The following is a 16,415-nucleotide window of genomic DNA, read 5'->3' as shown; positions in this document are numbered from 1 at the left end:
AAACATTCTACCATTTTTTCTTATATTTTAAACAAGCATATATCATTTGCTTTAGTTTGATAGTATTTTCACCATGAAATTGTAAAAATAAAAAGTTTTGTCAAGTAACTTTACTTTACAAAAAAGATATGTTATCATAGTGAAGTTGATGAAAATCAAAACTTACACATCGAAAGGAAGAATAAGAAAATGGCAGTACCTGCACGTCACACTTCAAAAGCGAAGAAAAACAAACGTCGTACACACTACAAATTGACAGCTCCATCTGTACAATTCGACGAAACTACTGGAGATTACTCACGTTCACACCGTGTATCACTCAAAGGATACTACAAAGGACGTAAAATCGCTAAAGCTAACGAAGCTAAATAATAGAAGGGAGATACCATGCGCGTAAATATTACACTTGAACATAAAGAATCTGGTGAACGCTTGTACCTTACTTCAAAAAACAAACGTAACACTCCAGACCGTCTTCAATTGAAAAAATACTCACCAAAACTTCGTAAACACGTTGTTTTTACTGAGGTTAAGTAAGGGTTTCAGTACACGTCAATAGACGTCAAAATATTGATTTTAAGCGATTTTTGATTTTTTGAAACTCATTATATCGCACTACAAATCAATAAAAACTCTACCTTTTACTCTACCTTTTTTAGATAAATATATCATCTGGATATTGAAGTTAAGCCCTGCTATCATTTCGATGGCAGGGCTTTTTAATATTTGGTACACTAACTTATTATCTATATTTTGGTGGATTTTAAGTTGACATCTACAAAGTTTAATGTTAGAATACATTCAAAAATATATTTGAATGAGGTATTTTATGATTCAAAATGTTGTTACTTCAATAATCCTGTATTCTGGGACAGCCGTAGACTTACTTATTATCCTAATGTTATTTTTTGCCAAAAGAAAAAGCAGAAAAGACATCATTAACATCTATTTAGGACAATTTCTAGGCTCTGTTAGTCTAATATTCCTAAGTTTGCTTTTTGCATTTGTCTTAAATTATATTCCTAGTAAAGAGATTTTAGGTTTACTCGGTTTGATTCCAATTTTCCTAGGCCTAAAAGTTTTGCTTTTAGGAGATTCTGATGGAGAAGCTATTGCAAAAGATGGTTTGCGAAAAGACAATAAAAACCTGATTTTTCTAGTCGCTATGATTACTTTTGCAAGTTGTGGCGCTGACAATATTGGTGTCTTTGTCCCATATTTTACCACCTTAAATTTAGCGAATTTGATAGTGACTTTACTTACTTTTCTAGTCATGATTTATCTCTTGGTTTTTTCTGCACAAAAATTAGCACAAGTCCCTTCTGTTGGAGAAACTTTGGAAAAATATAGCAGATGGTTTATTGCCGTTGTCTATTTAGGATTGGGGATGTATATCCTGATTGAAAACAACAGCTTTGACATGCTATGGGCTGTGTTAGGCTAGGAGAAAAAATTATGAAAAAAGATAGTATCTGTCAAGTGGATGTTATAAATCAACAAAATGTTACAACCGCAACGAACTACCTTGAAAAGGAAAAAGTCCAAAAATCACTTCGCATTTTATCAAAATTTACCGATAATAAACAGATAAATATCATCTTTTATCTCCTTGCCGTCGAAGAACTCTGTGTCTGCGATATAGCCTGTTTATTAAATCTCAGTATGGCATCTGCCTCCCACCATCTTCGTAAACTAGCCAATCAAAACATCTTGGACACTAGAAGAGAGGGGAAAATTGTATATTATTTTATAAAAGATGAGGAAATCAGAGATTTTTTTAATCAACTAGGATAACAACTATTTCTACTACTTTCTACTTTTCCATGATTATAGGGGGATTATATATGAAATTTTTTGAAGAAAATTATTCACAAGAAATACCTACTCGTATCAAAAATTTAAGAAAAAAATACAATATTACACAAAGCGAACTAGGCAATGCAGGTCAAGTTAGTCAAGTTGAAAGTGGTAAGCGACCAATTACGAGTTCGATGTTAGTTTATTTAAATGCTCTAACCGCTTCGAGCTATACGTATATCGTTTTTGGAGAGTTAGATGAGTTTATTGAGAATCTGTTTCATTATTTTTTCAGTTCTATTTTATATAGAGATTTAGAGGCTGTAGATGAAAAACTATATTCTTTCATGAGTGATGATTTAATTTCAATCCAATCAAGTTGTCTAAGTATTGCCAAGACATTTGCAAATTTCAATATTCAAAGAAAAAGATTTATGATTTCTACTGAAACTGAAATGGATACTTTTCACAAGAAAGATGACATTGACGTATGGGTTGGTGGAAAAAGTTATAACCCCGCTAGAAGTTTTAGAACCCGTACCATCAATGAATTGACTGTCATTGATTTTGAAGAAATGTTTGATATTCTTTGGTTGATGTTAGGGGATAATTTAATTAAATCATTTGAAGTTAATGTCTGTGGTATCCTATTTGAATTAGGCGGAAATGACATACCCTCAACATTTAGGCAAGAAAACATTGATCCTCTCATCAATAAATGGTGGTATGATAATGTTTCGACAGAAATTATCCCTAATCTAATAAAAAAACTCAAAGAAAATCCCTTGTTTAATATCGGATTTATGGTAAATGATATATTAGAAAGAATGTATAAAGAGAATATTCCAAAATCTTACCTTACATCCGTCCCATTAGTTATTTCTCAAAAAGGAAGAACAACCTATTCGTTTAGTATGACTGGTGGTCAACAAATAGATGGAGTGAAATTCAAACAGATATATGAGGACTATATGAAATTACTCAGTCAAGGTAAGGATATCGCAGAGTTATATCAAAAATATTCTAAAGAAGAGTTGGCAAATCTAGGCATTAATATTTATCAATCCAATGATATAGAAAGGACTGAGGAAAGAACTTTTGATGAAATTATCAGTTGGGTTTCCAACCCTTATGCAACAAGACCAATTCAAGAAAGGCACACTATTCAATTAGAGCCAACAAGATTTTCACTAGAGGATAAGAAAAGAATTGAAGAAGCTGCAGCTCAAGGACTAAGCGAAATCGACCTTATTGATTTAGTTGACCTATATGATATTAATTTAGACAATACAAGCGTCAATCGCCATATTGTGGGGTTATTGACTAATAACACCCAAGTAACATACTATTTCCAAGAACAATTAAATAAGGAGTTGCTGTCAATGGCTCACGCTTTAGATAACGTACAACAGGCCTTTATTAAATTATTAAGTGAAGAGGAGATACGAAAATTTGCTCTTTAAAGACTAGGTGAATCGCCTAGTCTTTTTTTGCGTCTCGTTTTACAAATTAGTCTATTGAAGTAAAAAAAGAAGTAAAAAATAAAAGAACATTACTCCTTATACTGAATATATCAAGAAAAACTCTTGATATAAATTTTAATAGTCCAAATTGATGGCCATCAAAGGACAGATTGAAACAAATATGATGACATGACGATAAAGGTCATGTCTTGCATAGAATTGTTTCGCTGTTTCTTTGTTGTGCCTTTTGGTATACTCAGCGTTCAATATTTGCTCATTTTGTTTCCTTCTGTCCAAAGGACAGAAAGGAGCTCATCATTATGAGTAATAAAGTACAAGAACGTCGTGAGCGTAAAATCAAAGAAGCTATTAAAGCTAAAAATTGGGATGAAGTAACTCGTTTGCTTCAACAAGAACAAAGTAACGCAGAACGTCGTGACCGATACCACAATAGACGAATCAAAGACGAAACAATAGCTAGCAAAAATGCCAAAAAGTCTGTACGTTATGATGTCATTGCAAGTTCTGATTTGAATCCCGAAGAAGCTTTAATCCTAGAGGAGTTAAGACAAGCTATTCGTGAAGCTAAAGCATCCCTATCAGAAATTGACAGTAAGATTGTTGAAATGATAGCGGAACAAGGTTCAAGCTATAAAGAAACGGCTCGCTATATCACTGAACATTATAAGAAAATGAGTGATGTAACTGTTAAATCCCATTATTGTAAAGCGCTAAAAAAATTAGCTCCTTTATTAAAAGCTTACCGCTAATTCCTCAAATCCAGTGTCTCTGTCACTGGATTTTTTGTAAAAAAAAAATTAAAAATTCAACAAATAAATTTGCGTTTAGCTGTCTCATTCTCCTTAGTAATGAGGAGGTGGTCAGATAACCTAAAAAACAAAGTCCAGCTCATGACCCAAACCGAGCCTGTCGCATTCACACTATCTCTTATTCATAAGGAGGATTTGCCCTATGGCGTTTAAAATGAAAACCACAAAAGGTGGTTATACAACTACATTGGCTGATAAAATTATCAGTCAAAAACAACCGATTTACTCACTTAGTACCGAACTTGAACCACAACAACGGTTTGAAGAAGGAAAACCAACCGGAGAAATCGTAGCTTATAAAGCATGGTTTGTACAGGAAGGGCAAGACCCTTTCCAAGTAAAATTTGAAGAAACGATTGAGCTTCCAGCTTTTCAATCCATGATTCAATTTGACACACTACAAGCCTGCGAAGTAAAATATAACATCTACTTCAAAGCAAATGGTATCAAGGAGGTTCGGTAATGACTTCACAATCTCGTGATGTGCTAAACCAATCTTACCTGCAATCTTACCTGCTCCAGAGCCTAAACATGGCTCTGGGGGCTTTAATGCAGGGAGAAACCAGCTACACCAATTCTTTTAATATTGTTATTCAAGCAGACGGCTTTATCTTTGTCCCTCGTCTACCATGTGCTTATATCCTTGATGATGACTTGTACAAGAAAATCTTTCTGATTGCCAATGCTTCACTTTATCCACAATATACGCTTCTAAAACAAAACGCTACCGATTTTGTCCCTCTAGAAACAGATGACTTACACACTCAGCGTGGATTATTTTTCCCTTGGAAAAAGGGAATTTCAGAACGTTTAGTCATTCCAGATTTGGATAAGTTTTCAGCTAGCTTGCCACAGGGGAAAATCCCTATCATGAAGTACTTTGAACTCAATTTAGATAAGGTTAATCACTGGGCTATTGCTGGAAATTCAGGTTCTGGGAAATCGTACGCTCTCACTTATTTCTTGAGTGTACTAAAGCATATGTCTGACTTGATTATCATTGACCCTAAATTTGATACCCCAAGTCGATGGGCAAGAGAAAATCACGTTGCTGTTATACACCCTGTTGAAAACCGTTCAAAATCAGATTTTGTCTCACAGGTCAATGAACAATTAAGTCAGTGTGCAACTCTCATTCAGAAACGACAAGCTATCTTGTATGATAATCCCAATCATCAATTTACCCATCTAACTATTGTTATTGATGAAGTCCTCGCTCTATCAGAGGGAGTCAATAAGAATATCAAAGAAGCCTTTTTCTCCCTACTCTCACAGATTTCCTTATTAGGACGTGCTACCAAAATCCATCTGTTTTTGGTAAGCCAGCGTTTTGACCACAATACTATTCCAATTTCAGTGAGGGAACAGCTAAACGTATTGTTGCAAATTGGAAATATCAATCAGAAAACTACTCAATTTTTATTTCCAGACCTAGACCCAGAGGGTATTGTTATTCCAATAGGACATGGGACAGGTATCATTCAAGTTATCGATAATGAACATCCCTACCAAGTTCTGCCCTTACTCTGTCCAACCTACTACACTAAACGAGGTATTCTATGACCAATAAAACCTACTTTATGAGAAGTTTTAATCTCATACTATATTTATTTCTATTTGCACCTATCTGTTCTGCATTTGGATGGTTATTCAATTATCTTTCCGTTCAATTAACAAACATCACGTTTGTCAATTTAGATACGGTCAAAAGTATTACGGATATCATTAGTTCCGTTTGTCATGGATTTGCACTTATTTCTCTTCTACTTGCCTTATTTTTGGTTGGATTAGAAATAATACAACGGTTGAAAACAGATAGTCTTTGGAACTATATCCAATCTGTCTATCACACTTTTCTGTTGCGACACTTCCTGTTTCAGCGTGAACGAGTACAGAAGATAAGCAATCTTGAACATCAGACGGTTACTACTATCAACCCAATCCATAACGGATTTAACCGAGCTGTTCGTAAGTGTATCGTAGATATACGAAAAGATACCATCACTATTTTTCTAAAAGTCCCTAGAGACCAACAAGGGCAAAAAATCCTAAAAGAGATGGAAGCACAATTAAAAGAAGAAATCGTCAGCCAACACGCAGACTATTATTTCTCCTCTCCTATTCGAGTTCGTAACCAATTGTGGTTCACTGAACAAAAACGTTAATCCCTTGGGGCTGTGGCTTGCGTTAAGCAAAAGCCAGACAGCCCCTTTTTATATTCTTTTCTATCATGACCTATTGGGGTGACTACGACCCCCAATAGGTCAATAATCAATAATCACAAAAAATTCAATTTTTCCAAAAAAACTTTGCATACGACCTGTCATTTCTCCTTAGTAATAGAACCCAAAAGAAATGAGGTAACTGCCTATGGCAAAAGAACAGCGCTCAACCAAATGGACTTTTCTCTTCTACGAGGAAAGCGCCCCAGAGAACTACTTGAATATATTAGAGGAACTCCATATTCCGTTTATTCTTAGTCCTTGGCACGATAAGGACGTTAATAGACAGACGGGAGAGTTCAAGAAATCGCACAAACACGGTGCTTTCTTCTTTGATTCACTGAAAAGCTATTCACAAGTATCAAATATCATCAGTGACAAACTAAACGGTCCAGCACATGTGGAGGTAGTTATGTCTCCCACTGGTTTATTTGACTACTTTACCCATGCGGAAAATCCAGATAAGACCCCCTACAACATTGAGGATATTGAAGTCGGTTGCGGCTTTAATTTAGAAAAATTCTTGATGGAGATGAACTCCTCGGATTTTATACATGAAGTAGTTGATATTATCGAAGAGAACGACTTTACCGAATTTGAAGAATTGGTCTGGTATGCCCGAGCAAACAATACCAATTTATTAGGGCTTATCATTGAACGTACATATTTCTTCGCCAAATACCTAGATTCACGAAGATACAATCCTAATCGACTCCATAATTCAAACACAGAGGAGAAAGAGAATAATGAATAACGAAAAATTAGAACAAATTGAACAATTATTGCAAACACTTATCAAACTCATTCAAATCAAAGAACAGAACATACCACTAAAGATAATACAACAGCGAGAATTGCTAAAACAGCTAAATATCTCCCCAAACACACTAAAAACTTGGGAACAAAAAGGATTAAAAAGATTAGAACCTCCTATAGAGGGAACTCGAACCGTCTTCTATCTACTAGATGATATTATCAACTTTTTACAATCCTAATTCTGAAAATTTGTGCTAAAATAGTTTTATCTAAAAGAAAGAGTGGTAACTATTTTAGCCTACTTCAATATCCATGAAGAAAGGCAAATATGGAAACTGAAACAATTATTCATAATGGCAAAAAAGTCATTAAAAAAATCAAAAAAGATAAGTCCATCTCATACACTTTGAAGGGGACATTTCTGGGAAAAGATATCAAAACTGGTAAGCAAGTCACTACTACCATTACAGCCAAGACACTAAAACAGTTAGATAGAGCAATCATTCAAGCACGACTAGAATTTGAAAAAATGGCTCAACACGAGAAAAAGTTATCGTCATTGATACACTGGAAGATTTAGCTGAAGAATGGTTTAAATCATATAAAACCTGGGTTAACTCGCATAATACTCTGAACAGAGTAAGAAGTTATCTTGATAATTATATTATCCCTAAATTTGGAGATTACAAACCAGATAAAATTGAATCTGCGGATATCCAGCTTTGGTTAAACGATTTGGCAAAGAAATCAAAAGAGTCCATTGAATCTGGTATAAAGCGTGCTGATAAAGGTAGTGCTAAAGATTTTGGTGCTGTTATCCATAAGTTGAAAGATATTTTTGACTATGGAATTACAAACTATGGACTAATCACTAATCCTGTTAGCACTGTTAAGATACCACCTAAGCCAAAATCAAATAAGCAACGCATCATGGTATTACATGATGATGGTCTTGTAATATGGCTTAATTATCTTGAAAGTTTAGATAACAATAGAGCCAATCGTAGATTTAAGTTAATTTGTAATACTCTATTAGCCTCCGCTTTGCGAATAAATGAATTACTTGCATTGACGATTGATGACCTAGATTTTGAAAATTCTTCTATTAACGTCAGTAAAACATTGATGTGGAAAACCGCAAATAAAAAAGATGGGACAAAAGGGGAAGTTATCTGTAAAGCTACACCAAAAACTGATGCAGGAAATCGCTCTGTCCCTCCCCCCATAATAGAAAAACTCAGAGATTTCCACCACGAAATGAACAAGTATCTTGAATTGCACAACAGACATAGAACAAAACTGATTTTCCCTACAATCTATGGGAACTATATGTGTGACAGAAACGAGAGAACAACTCTTAAGAAAAGGTTAGTAGGTCTTGGATTACCAAACTATGGTTTCCATTTATTCCGACATACTCATGCTTCAATGCTACTTAATGCTGGAACAAATTGGAAAGAACTCCAAGTCAGAATGGGACATAAATCCATTTCAACTACAATGGATACTTACGCTGAATTAGCACCACAACGAAAGTTAGAAGCTGTGGGGATTTATCTTGAAAAGATTGCTGAGCTAACGCAATAACTACTCTACCATTCACTCTACCTTTTATTATGTAGCATTCTAGAAACATTGATGTACCAACGTTTCTAACAGCTAAAATAGAAATTATTTAACTCTCACTGAAGTTAAATAATTGAATAGACTTCCTGCGAAACTAAAATCCTAGTTCACGGTTGATCATTCCAGCAATCAAATTCATTCGTAATCCAAACCGTTTGCGTCGATTTCGATAGGTTGTTGAAAATATTTTAAACGTTTTTACTTTGGCAAAAATATTCTCAACCTTGATTCTCTCTTTGGATAGCGTATGGTTATAGGTTTTATCTTCAAGAGTTAGTGGCTTAAGTTTGCTTGATTTCCTCGGAGTTTGCGCTTGTGAATACATCTTCATGATCCCTTGATAACCACTGTCTGCCAAGATTTTAGCAGCTTGTCCGATGTTTCTGCGACTCATTTTGAACAACTTCATATCGTGGCAATAGTTCACTGCAATATCCAAAGAAACAATTCTCCCTTGGCTTGTGACAATCGCCTGAGCCTTCATAGCATGACATTTCTTTTTACCAGAATAATTCGCTAGTTGATTTTTTTAGGACGATTGATTTTTACCTCTGTTGCATCCACAATCACCGTATCCTCAGCACTAAGATGAGTTTTTGAAATCGTAAAACCACTTTGAATAAGAGTTGATTCAACCCATTGACTTCGACGGATTAAGTTGCTTTCGTGAATGCCAAAATCAGCCGCAATTTGTTCATAAGTGCGGTATTCTCGCATGTATTGAAGAGTAGCCATGAGGAGATCTTCTAAGCTTAACTTAGGGGTTCGGCCACCTTTTGCGTGTTTACGTTGATAAGCTGTTTTTAACACAGCTAACATCTCTTCAAAAGTAGTGCGCTGAACACCAACAAGGCGCTTAAATCGTACATCAGTTAATTGTTTGCTTGCTTCATAATTCATAGAACTATTGTACCATATTTTGTTTCGCAGGAAGTCTAATATAAAAAAGCCTATGAAATCAATATTTCTGGGCTTTTTATTTTTAAAAATAAAATCTGACAAAAAAGTATAAATTTACCTCTTACCTTCAGGTAGTTAGTCATTCTTTTAAAACTCACTTTTTTATAACTGAAAATATTGTTCCTAATTTTAAAAATTCATTTTAGATTCATTTTACGACTATATACTCAGAAGTAACAAACCTAATCCAAGGTTTGAAAAAAGAAAGAAGGAAGTCAGTATGACAAACTATAAAAACAACTTAAAAAAATTCATGAGCAATAAATTATACGTAGGGTTAGCTTCCATTACGCTACTTGGTATTGGGGGAGCTATAGGAGTAAGCGGAGCTGCATTAGCGCATAACCATCACTCAGAACACATGTCTTTTGAACATAAGCATGAAGGACACGATAAACATCACGATCATAGAGAAAAACACTCACTAAAAACATTAAAGAATATCTCGACAAAAATCGATTATAAGACTGCCTTAGAAACTGCCAAAAAAGAAGCTCGCTCAGGCTTTATTTCACAAATTGAATTAAATACCAAAGGTGATACACCTTTTTATGAAATCAAAGTTATTGATAATAAAATAGCTAAAAAATATAAAATTGATGCTAATTCTGGGAAGATCCTTTCAACAACATCAGATAACCAACTCAATTCAAAAGATGCCCAATTAAAACAACCAAGTAAAGATATTCAGACTGCATTACAAGCTATTCAAGCAAAATATAAAAATGCAAAAATAAAAGAAATTTCTCTTGCGAATAACAAATCAAATAAGCTAGTTTATAAAGTAAAACTACTTGATGGAAATACTCCTAAGATTGCCCAATTTGATAGTGATAAAGCATCATTTATAAAGGCAAATAAGCTTAATACAACTCATAAAAATCACGACTAATACTAGTGTATTAAAGGGAATAGGACCTCAGTACTCCATTCCCTTTTGTGATATAATGGAAAAAAGCCATACGGAGGCCAAAAAATGAAAATCCTTGTTGTTGAAGATGAGTTTGACTTGAACCGTAGTATTGTAAAACTTTTAAAAAAGCAACACTACAGTGTTGACAGTGCTTCAAATGGTGAAGAAGCCTTACAATTTGTTTCAGTGGCAGAATATGATGTGATTATCTTAGATGTAATGATGCCAAAAATGGACGGCTTCACCTTTTTAAAACTGCTTCGCAACAAAGGAAGTCAAGTATCTATTCTTATGTTGACTGCTCGAGATGCCGTTGAAGATCGTATCGCAGGTCTAGATTTTGGTGCGGATGATTACCTTGTAAAACCATTTGAATTTGGAGAGCTCATGGCCCGAATTCGAGCTATGTTACGACGTACAAATAGACAAGTATCTTCTGATGATATTCAAATTCAAGATATAACAATCAATTTATCTACAAAGCAAGTTTGGAGAAACAACAATTTGATTGATTTAACAGCTAAGGAATACGAAGTCCTTGAGTATTTGGCACGTCACAGAGACCAAGTCCTCTCTCGTCATCAAATTCGTGAACACGTTTGGGATTATGATTATGATGGAGAGTCCAATATTATTGATGTCCTTATCAAAAACCTTCGTCGAAAACTAGATAACAACCGAGACGGATCACTAATAAAAACTAAACGAGGTTTAGGATATGTTATTCCAAAGTAAAATAAATTACCCTAAAAAGTCTAGCATCATCACTCAAATTACCCTCTGGTACAGCTCTTTTATTTTTATCCTTGTTATCGGTGTATTAATTGGTTCATTTTTTATTTCAAAAAGCATTGCTGAAAACAAATCTGAAAAAAATTTAGAAGCTAAAGCTGTGCAAATGAGTCAAGCGTTAGCTAAAGGTCATCGGTATGAGGCTTTTGAAGATGGAATATTTTATTCAGTCTATGACCAAAATGGAAAAGTTATCTATTCTGGTTTTCCAAAAGGATTTAAAAAGGATTTAGACCATCAACATAAACATAAAAAGAAATTATCTCTATTTTCCATGGAGAATCGTACATTTCAGTATGTTGATATTCCAATTTCTGGGAAAAATCAGTGGTTACGTGCTATCCGTACTGTTGACAGACTGGATAAGCAATTAACTGAATTGTTATTTAGTTTGGGTATCGTTCTTCCTCTTATATTGATTATAATAACTGTTGGTGGCTATTTAATTTTAAAGCGCGCTTTTAGACCGATTCAAGAAATTACTGAAACCGCTCAATTTATTACCCAAAATGAGGACTATACTAAGCGAATTATCACTAAAAATAACGAAAATGAATTAACTGAGCTAGCAGCTGTTATCAATACTATGTTGGCTTCTATTGAATCATCATTTGTTCGGGAAAAACAATTTAACAATGATGTTTCTCATGAACTACGGACTCCTGTAACAGTTATACTTTCTGAAAGTGAATACGGAAAAAACTACGCAGAAAATTTAATTGAAGCAAAAGAATCCTTTGAGGTTATACACCGTCAGTCACTATCAATGAAAAAATTAGTTGAGCAACTTCTAGAATTGACTAAGGCAGAAAATCCATTATCAATTCAGTTAGAACCTCTTAATTTCTCAATTATGATGAAGCAACTAGTATCCGATTCAAGTAGATTATTAGATAATACCCCTATACACCTTGACTCTCAAATCGAAGATGACCTTTGGATTATAGGTCAACAAACACTACTCAAACGGCTTTTTGATAATCTATTTTCAAATGCTATTAAATTTACAAACAATCATATTTCTATTAGTCTAAGACAGTCCGATAATCAAATTGTCTTCTCTATTAAAGATAATGGTCTAGGTATCTCAGTTGATGACCAAAGTAAAATTTGGAACCGTTTCTATCAAGTGGACTCTGCTCGAACCAAGGATAGTCAGTCTGGAATTGGTTTAGGGCTATCTTTAGTAAAACAAATCGCTACAATACACCGTGCTAAAATATGGGTTGATTCTAAACCTGATGATGGCAGTCAGTTTACGCTCACCTTTCCAAAATTGAAGAAAGACTAGAGAAAGGAAATAAAAAAACGATAGATTACACCTATCGTTTTTTTATTTAACTTAAACTCAATTTATTATATCTCTTCAGATATTTTTGAGACTAATAGCTGAAATCTTTAAAGTATTAAAACTTGTAGAACTAACAAACCGCCACCAAATATTAGGAGGAATAAAACAACCGGCCACACAAATTTTAGCCAATGGGAGTACTTCATATCTAACATCTGCAAGGTTGCCATAACTAGTCCAGTAGGTGCTAAAAACAACATTGCATACTGCCCAAATTGATAAGCCATTACTACTACTGAACGAGGAATCCCAACAGTATCTGCAAGAGGTGCTAGAATTGGCATTGAAAGTACTGCTAAACCCGACGAGGATGGAACAACAAATCCTAACACAAAGTAGATAAACATCATAACAATGATAAAGACAGGGCCACTAACATGTGAAGCTAATTTTGAAGCTGTGTAAAGCATCGTATCTGATATATAACCTTGGTTCAAAATAATATTGATACCACGCGCTAAACCAATGATTAATGAAACCCCAACAAGGCTTGATGCACCATTAACAAACTCATCAACAACATCCCTTTCTCCAATACCATTTGCCCCAGTTGCTGTTAAAAACATAATAATAATTGTAATAGCTAAAAAGGAAGAAGCCATGGTTGGAAACCACCATCCCTGTGACATTACTCCCCAAACCATCAAAGGAAATGAAATAACAAATAAACTTAAAATAATTTTTTGTCTGACAGTAAAGAGTGAGGGGGTATGGTTAGTTGTCATGCCCCATTTAGCATTAAATTCTACTCTATCTTCATAGGAATATGAAAACTCTGGATTCGCTTTTATTTTTTTAGAATACCAATGTAGATACACCACAACAAAAATAGCACCTGCAGTACACCCTACTGTACGCCATGATAAGCCTTCTGTGAAACTAATACCAGCTGCATTTGAAGCAATAACAGAAGAAAACGGATTAATTGTTGAAAATGATGTCCCAACAGAACTTGCTAAGAAAATAGCACCTACACAAATGATAGAATCATAACCCATGGCTAAAAAGATTGGAACTAAAATAGGATAAAAAGCAACTGCTTCTTCTTCAATACCACATAGAGTACCGCCTAAAACCATCAATAAGGAAACTAAAAATATCAATAAAAACTCTCTACCTTTGGTTTTCTTTGTTAAAGCTAGAAGACCAGACTCAAAAGCGCCACTCTTTCTAACTACTCCTATCATGCCTCCAAGTACCATGATAAATACCATAATATCAACAGCTTCAATGGTTCCATTTACCATACTAGTCGTCACGGAGCCAATGCCTGCCGGATTTTGCTTCAAACGTTTGTAAGTATTTGGAACTGAAACTGGCTTACTAATAGCACCAGAAGTAAATTCTTTAATTTTAATTTTGACATTCATCTTATCCAACTGTGTTTGCGTTGCTGGAACATGAACTGTCTTACCATTTGGATCTGTTACTACTAGTTTGGATGATGCTGTATCAAATTGTAATTTTGAATAGGACCCAGCAGGTATCCACCATGTAGCCAAAACCGAAAAGATTGTTAAAATGAATAATATTGTAAAGGCACCTGGCATTCGAAAACCTTTACTCTTTTTGTTTTCACTGTTTGTCATTTTTTCTGGCATGACACGCCTCCTCTATAATAAAAATAGATTGACTTCATCAGAAAAAGTGCAAAGATGAAGGTTAAATAATCATTTCTTTGCACTTATCTGAGATTACTTAGTTATACGTGTTCCTAATTTCCCATCTAATGCATCTTCTAAACCATTTAATGAGGTGATTAAGGCTGTTCCTTTCGGATTGTGATCTAAGAAACTCATACAGGCTACTACTTTAGGTAACATGCTTCCTTTTGCAAACTCACCTTGGTTAACGTAATCAATCATTTGATTCTCATTAACCTCTGTTAAAGCTTTTTGATTTTCTTTACCAAATTGAGTATAAACATAATCAACTGCAGTGAGAATAATCAATTGATCCGCAGCTAGTTCTCCTGCTAACAGTGCACTAGATTTGTCTTTATCAATAACAGCTGCAATACCTTCATAACCTCCCTTATTAATGACAGGGATGCCTCCACCTCCACCTGCGATAACTAGGGTATCATTTTCAATAAGTGTTTTAATGCTATTAATTTCGATGATTTTTTTAGGTTCAGGTGAAGCAACAACACGACGATACCCTCGTCCAGCGTCTTCTACAAAAGTATACCCTTTCTCTATAGCAATCTTTTCTGATGTCTCCTTATCATAAAAGGTACCTATAGGCTTGGTAGGTGCGCTAAATGCTTGATCTGATTCATCCACCTCAATTTGGGTAATAATTGTAGCAACTTCCTTATTTATTCCTTCTTGACGTAATTCATTTAAAAGGCTCTGTTGGAGATGATAGCCTATGTATCCTTGGCTCATTGCTCCACATTCTGGAAAAGGAAAATTAGTTCCTTGACCACTCTCAGCCGCAAAATTCATTCCTAAATTAATGGCACCAACTTGTGGTCCATTACCATGACTTACAACAATTTCGTGTCCCTTTTTTATCAAGGCTACCAATGATTTTGCAGTATGTTTTACTAATCTTAATTGTTCTTCTGGAGAATTTCCTAAGGCATTTCCTCCTAGTGCAACAACAATTTTTGCCATGAAAATTCCTCCTAATCACCTAAAGTTGCTACCATAACTGCTTTAATAGTATGCATACGATTTTCAGCTTCTTGGAAAACAACTGAGTGAGGGCCTTCAAAAACTTCATCTGATACTTCCATTTCCTTCAAACCATATTTTTCATAAATGTCGTATCCAACTTTAGTATCTATATTATGAAATGAGGGCAAGCAATGCTCGAAAATAACGTTTGGATTTTCTGTCATATTAAGCATTTCTTGGGTAATACGATAGGGTTCTAAAAGAGCTATTCTTTCTTTCCAAACTTCATCCGGTTCTCCCATTGAAACCCAAACATCTGTATATAGGACGTCTGAATCTCTGACACCTTCTGCAATATCATCAGTGATTTCAATAGAAGCACCAGTAGTTTTCGCAATTTCTTGACATTTAGAGAGTAGTTCAGGATCTGGCTCTAATTCTTTAGGACAAACCAAATGATAAGTCATGCCTACAATAGAAGCACCGATCATCAAGGCATTAGCGACATTGTTACGTCCATCACCCACATACGTAAAGCGAATATCTTTATAGGGCTTATGTAAGCATTCCTTAGCAGTCAGAAAATCGGCTAGTACTTGCGTGGGATGATCAGCATCGGTTAAGCCATTCCACACAGGAACTCCTGAAAATTCGGCTAAAGTCTCAACTGTTTCTTGAGAAAATCCACGATACTCAATACCATCATACATACCACCTAGCACACGCGCAGTGTCTTTTGAGGTCTCTTTTTTACCCATCTGACTGCCTGTTGGACCTAAATAAGTAACATGAGCTCCTTGATCGTGAGCAGCAACTTCAAAAGCGCAACGTGTCCGTGTAGAATCTTTTTCAAAAATCAAAGCGATATTTTTACCAACAAGTTTTTGTTGTTCAATTCCTGCGTATTTAGCACGTTTTAAATCTTCTGAAAGTTTTAAAAGAAATTCAACTTCTGCTGTACTAAAATCCAATAAAGTAAGAAAACTACGGTTACGTAAATTTTTCATTGCTTATTGCCTCCTTTTTTTTTATACTCTTATTGTAGATAGCGCTTTCAAAAATAATCAAAATTCATCAAAAA

19 protein-coding genes and 1 pseudogene are annotated in these 16,415 nt (G+C 34.8%); 15 read left to right on the top strand and 5 right to left on the bottom strand.

The window, feature by feature from the left end; translation table 11 throughout:
• The first annotated feature begins 189 nt into the window (after window positions 1-189).
• Both rpmF and rpmG read left to right on the top strand, forming a co-directional pair.
• Window positions 190-372: a 50S ribosomal protein L32 gene (gene rpmF / locus EGX70_RS08560; RefSeq protein WP_000290414.1), complete on the top strand. Its 183-nt coding sequence runs from the start codon at window positions 190-192 to the stop codon at window positions 370-372.
• 15 nt (window positions 373-387) lie between these two features.
• Window positions 388-537 carry a 50S ribosomal protein L33 gene (gene rpmG / locus EGX70_RS08555; RefSeq protein ID WP_001265622.1) on the top strand — a complete coding sequence of 50 codons (150 nt, stop codon included), beginning with the start codon at window positions 388-390 and terminating at the stop codon, window positions 535-537.
• A gap of 78 nt (window positions 538-615) precedes the next feature.
• Here the strand turns inward: rpmG and EGX70_RS11240 are convergent, their stop codons facing one another.
• Window positions 616-801: a FanG protein gene (locus tag EGX70_RS11240; protein WP_075316629.1), complete on the bottom strand. Its 186-nt coding sequence runs from the start codon at window positions 799-801 to the stop codon at window positions 616-618.
• 28 nt (window positions 802-829) lie between these two features.
• Here EGX70_RS11240 and EGX70_RS08545 point away from each other — a divergent pair, with 28 nt between their 5' ends.
• From EGX70_RS08545 to EGX70_RS08500, 10 genes and pseudogenes are all read left to right on the top strand, one after another.
• The gene (locus EGX70_RS08545; protein ID WP_000615736.1) at window positions 830-1,444 is read left to right on the top strand and encodes a CadD family cadmium resistance transporter; all 615 of its coding nucleotides are present in this window, start codon (window positions 830-832) and stop codon (window positions 1,442-1,444) included.
• An 11-nt stretch (window positions 1,445-1,455) separates the two neighbouring features.
• Entirely contained in the window at window positions 1,456-1,794 is a 339-nt protein-coding gene (cadX, locus tag EGX70_RS08540; RefSeq protein WP_000711079.1) for a Cd(II)/Zn(II)-sensing metalloregulatory transcriptional regulator CadX, read from the top strand.
• 50 nt (window positions 1,795-1,844) lie between these two features.
• Window positions 1,845-3,260, top strand: coding sequence for a helix-turn-helix domain-containing protein (locus tag EGX70_RS08535; protein WP_000667636.1), 1,416 nt, complete (start codon window positions 1,845-1,847; stop codon window positions 3,258-3,260).
• A gap of 320 nt (window positions 3,261-3,580) precedes the next feature.
• Window positions 3,581-4,030, top strand: coding sequence for an RNA polymerase sigma factor (locus tag EGX70_RS08530; protein WP_000066889.1), 450 nt, complete (start codon window positions 3,581-3,583; stop codon window positions 4,028-4,030).
• Between the two features lie 202 nt (window positions 4,031-4,232).
• Window positions 4,233-4,553, top strand: a complete 321-nt coding sequence (locus tag EGX70_RS08525) for a hypothetical protein (protein WP_000874694.1) — start codon at window positions 4,233-4,235, stop codon at window positions 4,551-4,553.
• A complete protein-coding gene (locus EGX70_RS08520) occupies window positions 4,553-5,653 on the top strand; it encodes a type IV secretion system DNA-binding domain-containing protein (protein ID WP_000203864.1) in 1,101 nt (366 codons plus the stop codon). The genes EGX70_RS08525 and EGX70_RS08520 overlap by 1 nt, the downstream gene beginning before the upstream one ends.
• Window positions 5,650-6,255, top strand: coding sequence for a hypothetical protein (locus tag EGX70_RS08515; RefSeq protein ID WP_000182708.1), 606 nt, complete (start codon window positions 5,650-5,652; stop codon window positions 6,253-6,255). The genes EGX70_RS08520 and EGX70_RS08515 overlap by 4 nt, the downstream gene beginning before the upstream one ends.
• A gap of 205 nt (window positions 6,256-6,460) precedes the next feature.
• The gene (locus EGX70_RS08510; protein ID WP_001040935.1) at window positions 6,461-7,066 is read left to right on the top strand and encodes a replication protein; all 606 of its coding nucleotides are present in this window, start codon (window positions 6,461-6,463) and stop codon (window positions 7,064-7,066) included.
• A complete protein-coding gene (locus tag EGX70_RS08505) occupies window positions 7,059-7,307 on the top strand; it encodes a MerR family transcriptional regulator (RefSeq protein WP_001058391.1) in 249 nt (82 codons plus the stop codon). The genes EGX70_RS08510 and EGX70_RS08505 overlap by 8 nt, the downstream gene beginning before the upstream one ends.
• 89 nt (window positions 7,308-7,396) lie before the next feature.
• A pseudogene (locus EGX70_RS08500) lies at window positions 7,397-8,655 on the top strand (tyrosine-type recombinase/integrase).
• 133 nt (window positions 8,656-8,788) lie between these two features.
• Here EGX70_RS08500 and EGX70_RS08495 read toward each other — a convergent pair.
• Window positions 8,789-9,594 (bottom strand): IS5-like element IS1381A family transposase gene (locus EGX70_RS08495; RefSeq protein ID WP_088181596.1). Its coding sequence is split into 2 segments (ribosomal slippage): window positions 8,789-9,217 and window positions 9,220-9,594, totalling 804 coding nucleotides; the frame shifts between segments, so codons are not numbered across the junction.
• Between the two features lie 280 nt (window positions 9,595-9,874).
• On the opposite strand from EGX70_RS08495, the gene EGX70_RS08490 reads away from it, so the two are divergent.
• The 3 genes from EGX70_RS08490 (at window position 9,875) to EGX70_RS08480 (ending at window position 12,650) form a co-directional block, all read left to right on the top strand.
• Window positions 9,875-10,546, top strand: coding sequence for a PepSY domain-containing protein (locus EGX70_RS08490; protein ID WP_000186296.1), 672 nt, complete (start codon window positions 9,875-9,877; stop codon window positions 10,544-10,546).
• Between the two features lie 84 nt (window positions 10,547-10,630).
• Window positions 10,631-11,302 carry a response regulator transcription factor gene (locus EGX70_RS08485; protein WP_000699621.1) on the top strand — a complete coding sequence of 224 codons (672 nt, stop codon included), beginning with the start codon at window positions 10,631-10,633 and terminating at the stop codon, window positions 11,300-11,302.
• On the top strand, window positions 11,286-12,650 hold the full coding sequence (locus EGX70_RS08480; protein ID WP_000898844.1) for a cell wall metabolism sensor histidine kinase WalK: 1,365 nt from the start codon (window positions 11,286-11,288) through the stop codon (window positions 12,648-12,650). The genes EGX70_RS08485 and EGX70_RS08480 overlap by 17 nt, the downstream gene beginning before the upstream one ends.
• A 107-nt stretch (window positions 12,651-12,757) precedes the next feature.
• On the opposite strand, the gene EGX70_RS08475 is transcribed toward EGX70_RS08480, so the two are convergent.
• The 3 genes from EGX70_RS08475 to argF form a co-directional block, all read right to left on the bottom strand.
• Complete coding sequence (locus EGX70_RS08475; RefSeq protein WP_001114291.1) at window positions 12,758-14,311, bottom strand: YfcC family protein; 1,554 nt, start codon at window positions 14,309-14,311, stop codon at window positions 12,758-12,760.
• A 93-nt stretch (window positions 14,312-14,404) separates the two neighbouring features.
• A complete protein-coding gene (gene arcC / locus EGX70_RS08470) occupies window positions 14,405-15,331 on the bottom strand; it encodes a carbamate kinase (RefSeq protein ID WP_001074358.1) in 927 nt (308 codons plus the stop codon).
• Window positions 15,332-15,342: 11 nt separating this feature from the next.
• Window positions 15,343-16,341, bottom strand: a complete 999-nt coding sequence (gene argF / locus EGX70_RS08465) for an ornithine carbamoyltransferase (protein WP_000793624.1) — start codon at window positions 16,339-16,341, stop codon at window positions 15,343-15,345.
• Between the last annotated feature and the right edge of the window lie 74 nt (window positions 16,342-16,415).

Source organism: Streptococcus sp. FDAARGOS_522 (assembly GCF_003812445.1).
In the GTDB taxonomy this organism is placed as follows: domain Bacteria; phylum Bacillota; class Bacilli; order Lactobacillales; family Streptococcaceae; genus Streptococcus; species Streptococcus agalactiae.
The sequence above is the reverse complement of the archived record's forward strand: the minus strand, read 5'-3'. Positions and strand labels throughout refer to the sequence as shown.

What these genes read in the sequence shown, in the direction of transcription:
- rpmF (WP_000290414.1), top strand. Translation starts at nt 190, where the DNA reads ATGGCAGTACCTGCACGTCACACTTCAAAAGCGAAGAAAAACAAACGT.
- rpmG (WP_001265622.1), top strand. Translation starts at nt 388, where the DNA reads ATGCGCGTAAATATTACACTTGAACATAAAGAATCTGGTGAACGCTTG.
- EGX70_RS11240 (WP_075316629.1), bottom strand. Translation starts at nt 801, where the DNA reads ATGTATTCTAACATTAAACTTTGTAGATGTCAACTTAAAATCCACCAA.
- EGX70_RS08545 (WP_000615736.1), top strand. Translation starts at nt 830, where the DNA reads ATGATTCAAAATGTTGTTACTTCAATAATCCTGTATTCTGGGACAGCC.
- cadX (WP_000711079.1), top strand. Translation starts at nt 1,456, where the DNA reads ATGAAAAAAGATAGTATCTGTCAAGTGGATGTTATAAATCAACAAAAT.
- EGX70_RS08535 (WP_000667636.1), top strand. Translation starts at nt 1,845, where the DNA reads ATGAAATTTTTTGAAGAAAATTATTCACAAGAAATACCTACTCGTATC.
- EGX70_RS08530 (WP_000066889.1), top strand. Translation starts at nt 3,581, where the DNA reads ATGAGTAATAAAGTACAAGAACGTCGTGAGCGTAAAATCAAAGAAGCT.
- EGX70_RS08525 (WP_000874694.1), top strand. Translation starts at nt 4,233, where the DNA reads ATGGCGTTTAAAATGAAAACCACAAAAGGTGGTTATACAACTACATTG.
- EGX70_RS08520 (WP_000203864.1), top strand. Translation starts at nt 4,553, where the DNA reads ATGACTTCACAATCTCGTGATGTGCTAAACCAATCTTACCTGCAATCT.
- EGX70_RS08515 (WP_000182708.1), top strand. Translation starts at nt 5,650, where the DNA reads ATGACCAATAAAACCTACTTTATGAGAAGTTTTAATCTCATACTATAT.
- EGX70_RS08510 (WP_001040935.1), top strand. Translation starts at nt 6,461, where the DNA reads ATGGCAAAAGAACAGCGCTCAACCAAATGGACTTTTCTCTTCTACGAG.
- EGX70_RS08505 (WP_001058391.1), top strand. Translation starts at nt 7,059, where the DNA reads ATGAATAACGAAAAATTAGAACAAATTGAACAATTATTGCAAACACTT.
- EGX70_RS08490 (WP_000186296.1), top strand. Translation starts at nt 9,875, where the DNA reads ATGACAAACTATAAAAACAACTTAAAAAAATTCATGAGCAATAAATTA.
- EGX70_RS08485 (WP_000699621.1), top strand. Translation starts at nt 10,631, where the DNA reads ATGAAAATCCTTGTTGTTGAAGATGAGTTTGACTTGAACCGTAGTATT.
- EGX70_RS08480 (WP_000898844.1), top strand. Translation starts at nt 11,286, where the DNA reads ATGTTATTCCAAAGTAAAATAAATTACCCTAAAAAGTCTAGCATCATC.
- EGX70_RS08475 (WP_001114291.1), bottom strand. Translation starts at nt 14,311, where the DNA reads ATGCCAGAAAAAATGACAAACAGTGAAAACAAAAAGAGTAAAGGTTTT.
- arcC (WP_001074358.1), bottom strand. Translation starts at nt 15,331, where the DNA reads ATGGCAAAAATTGTTGTTGCACTAGGAGGAAATGCCTTAGGAAATTCT.
- argF (WP_000793624.1), bottom strand. Translation starts at nt 16,341, where the DNA reads ATGAAAAATTTACGTAACCGTAGTTTTCTTACTTTATTGGATTTTAGT.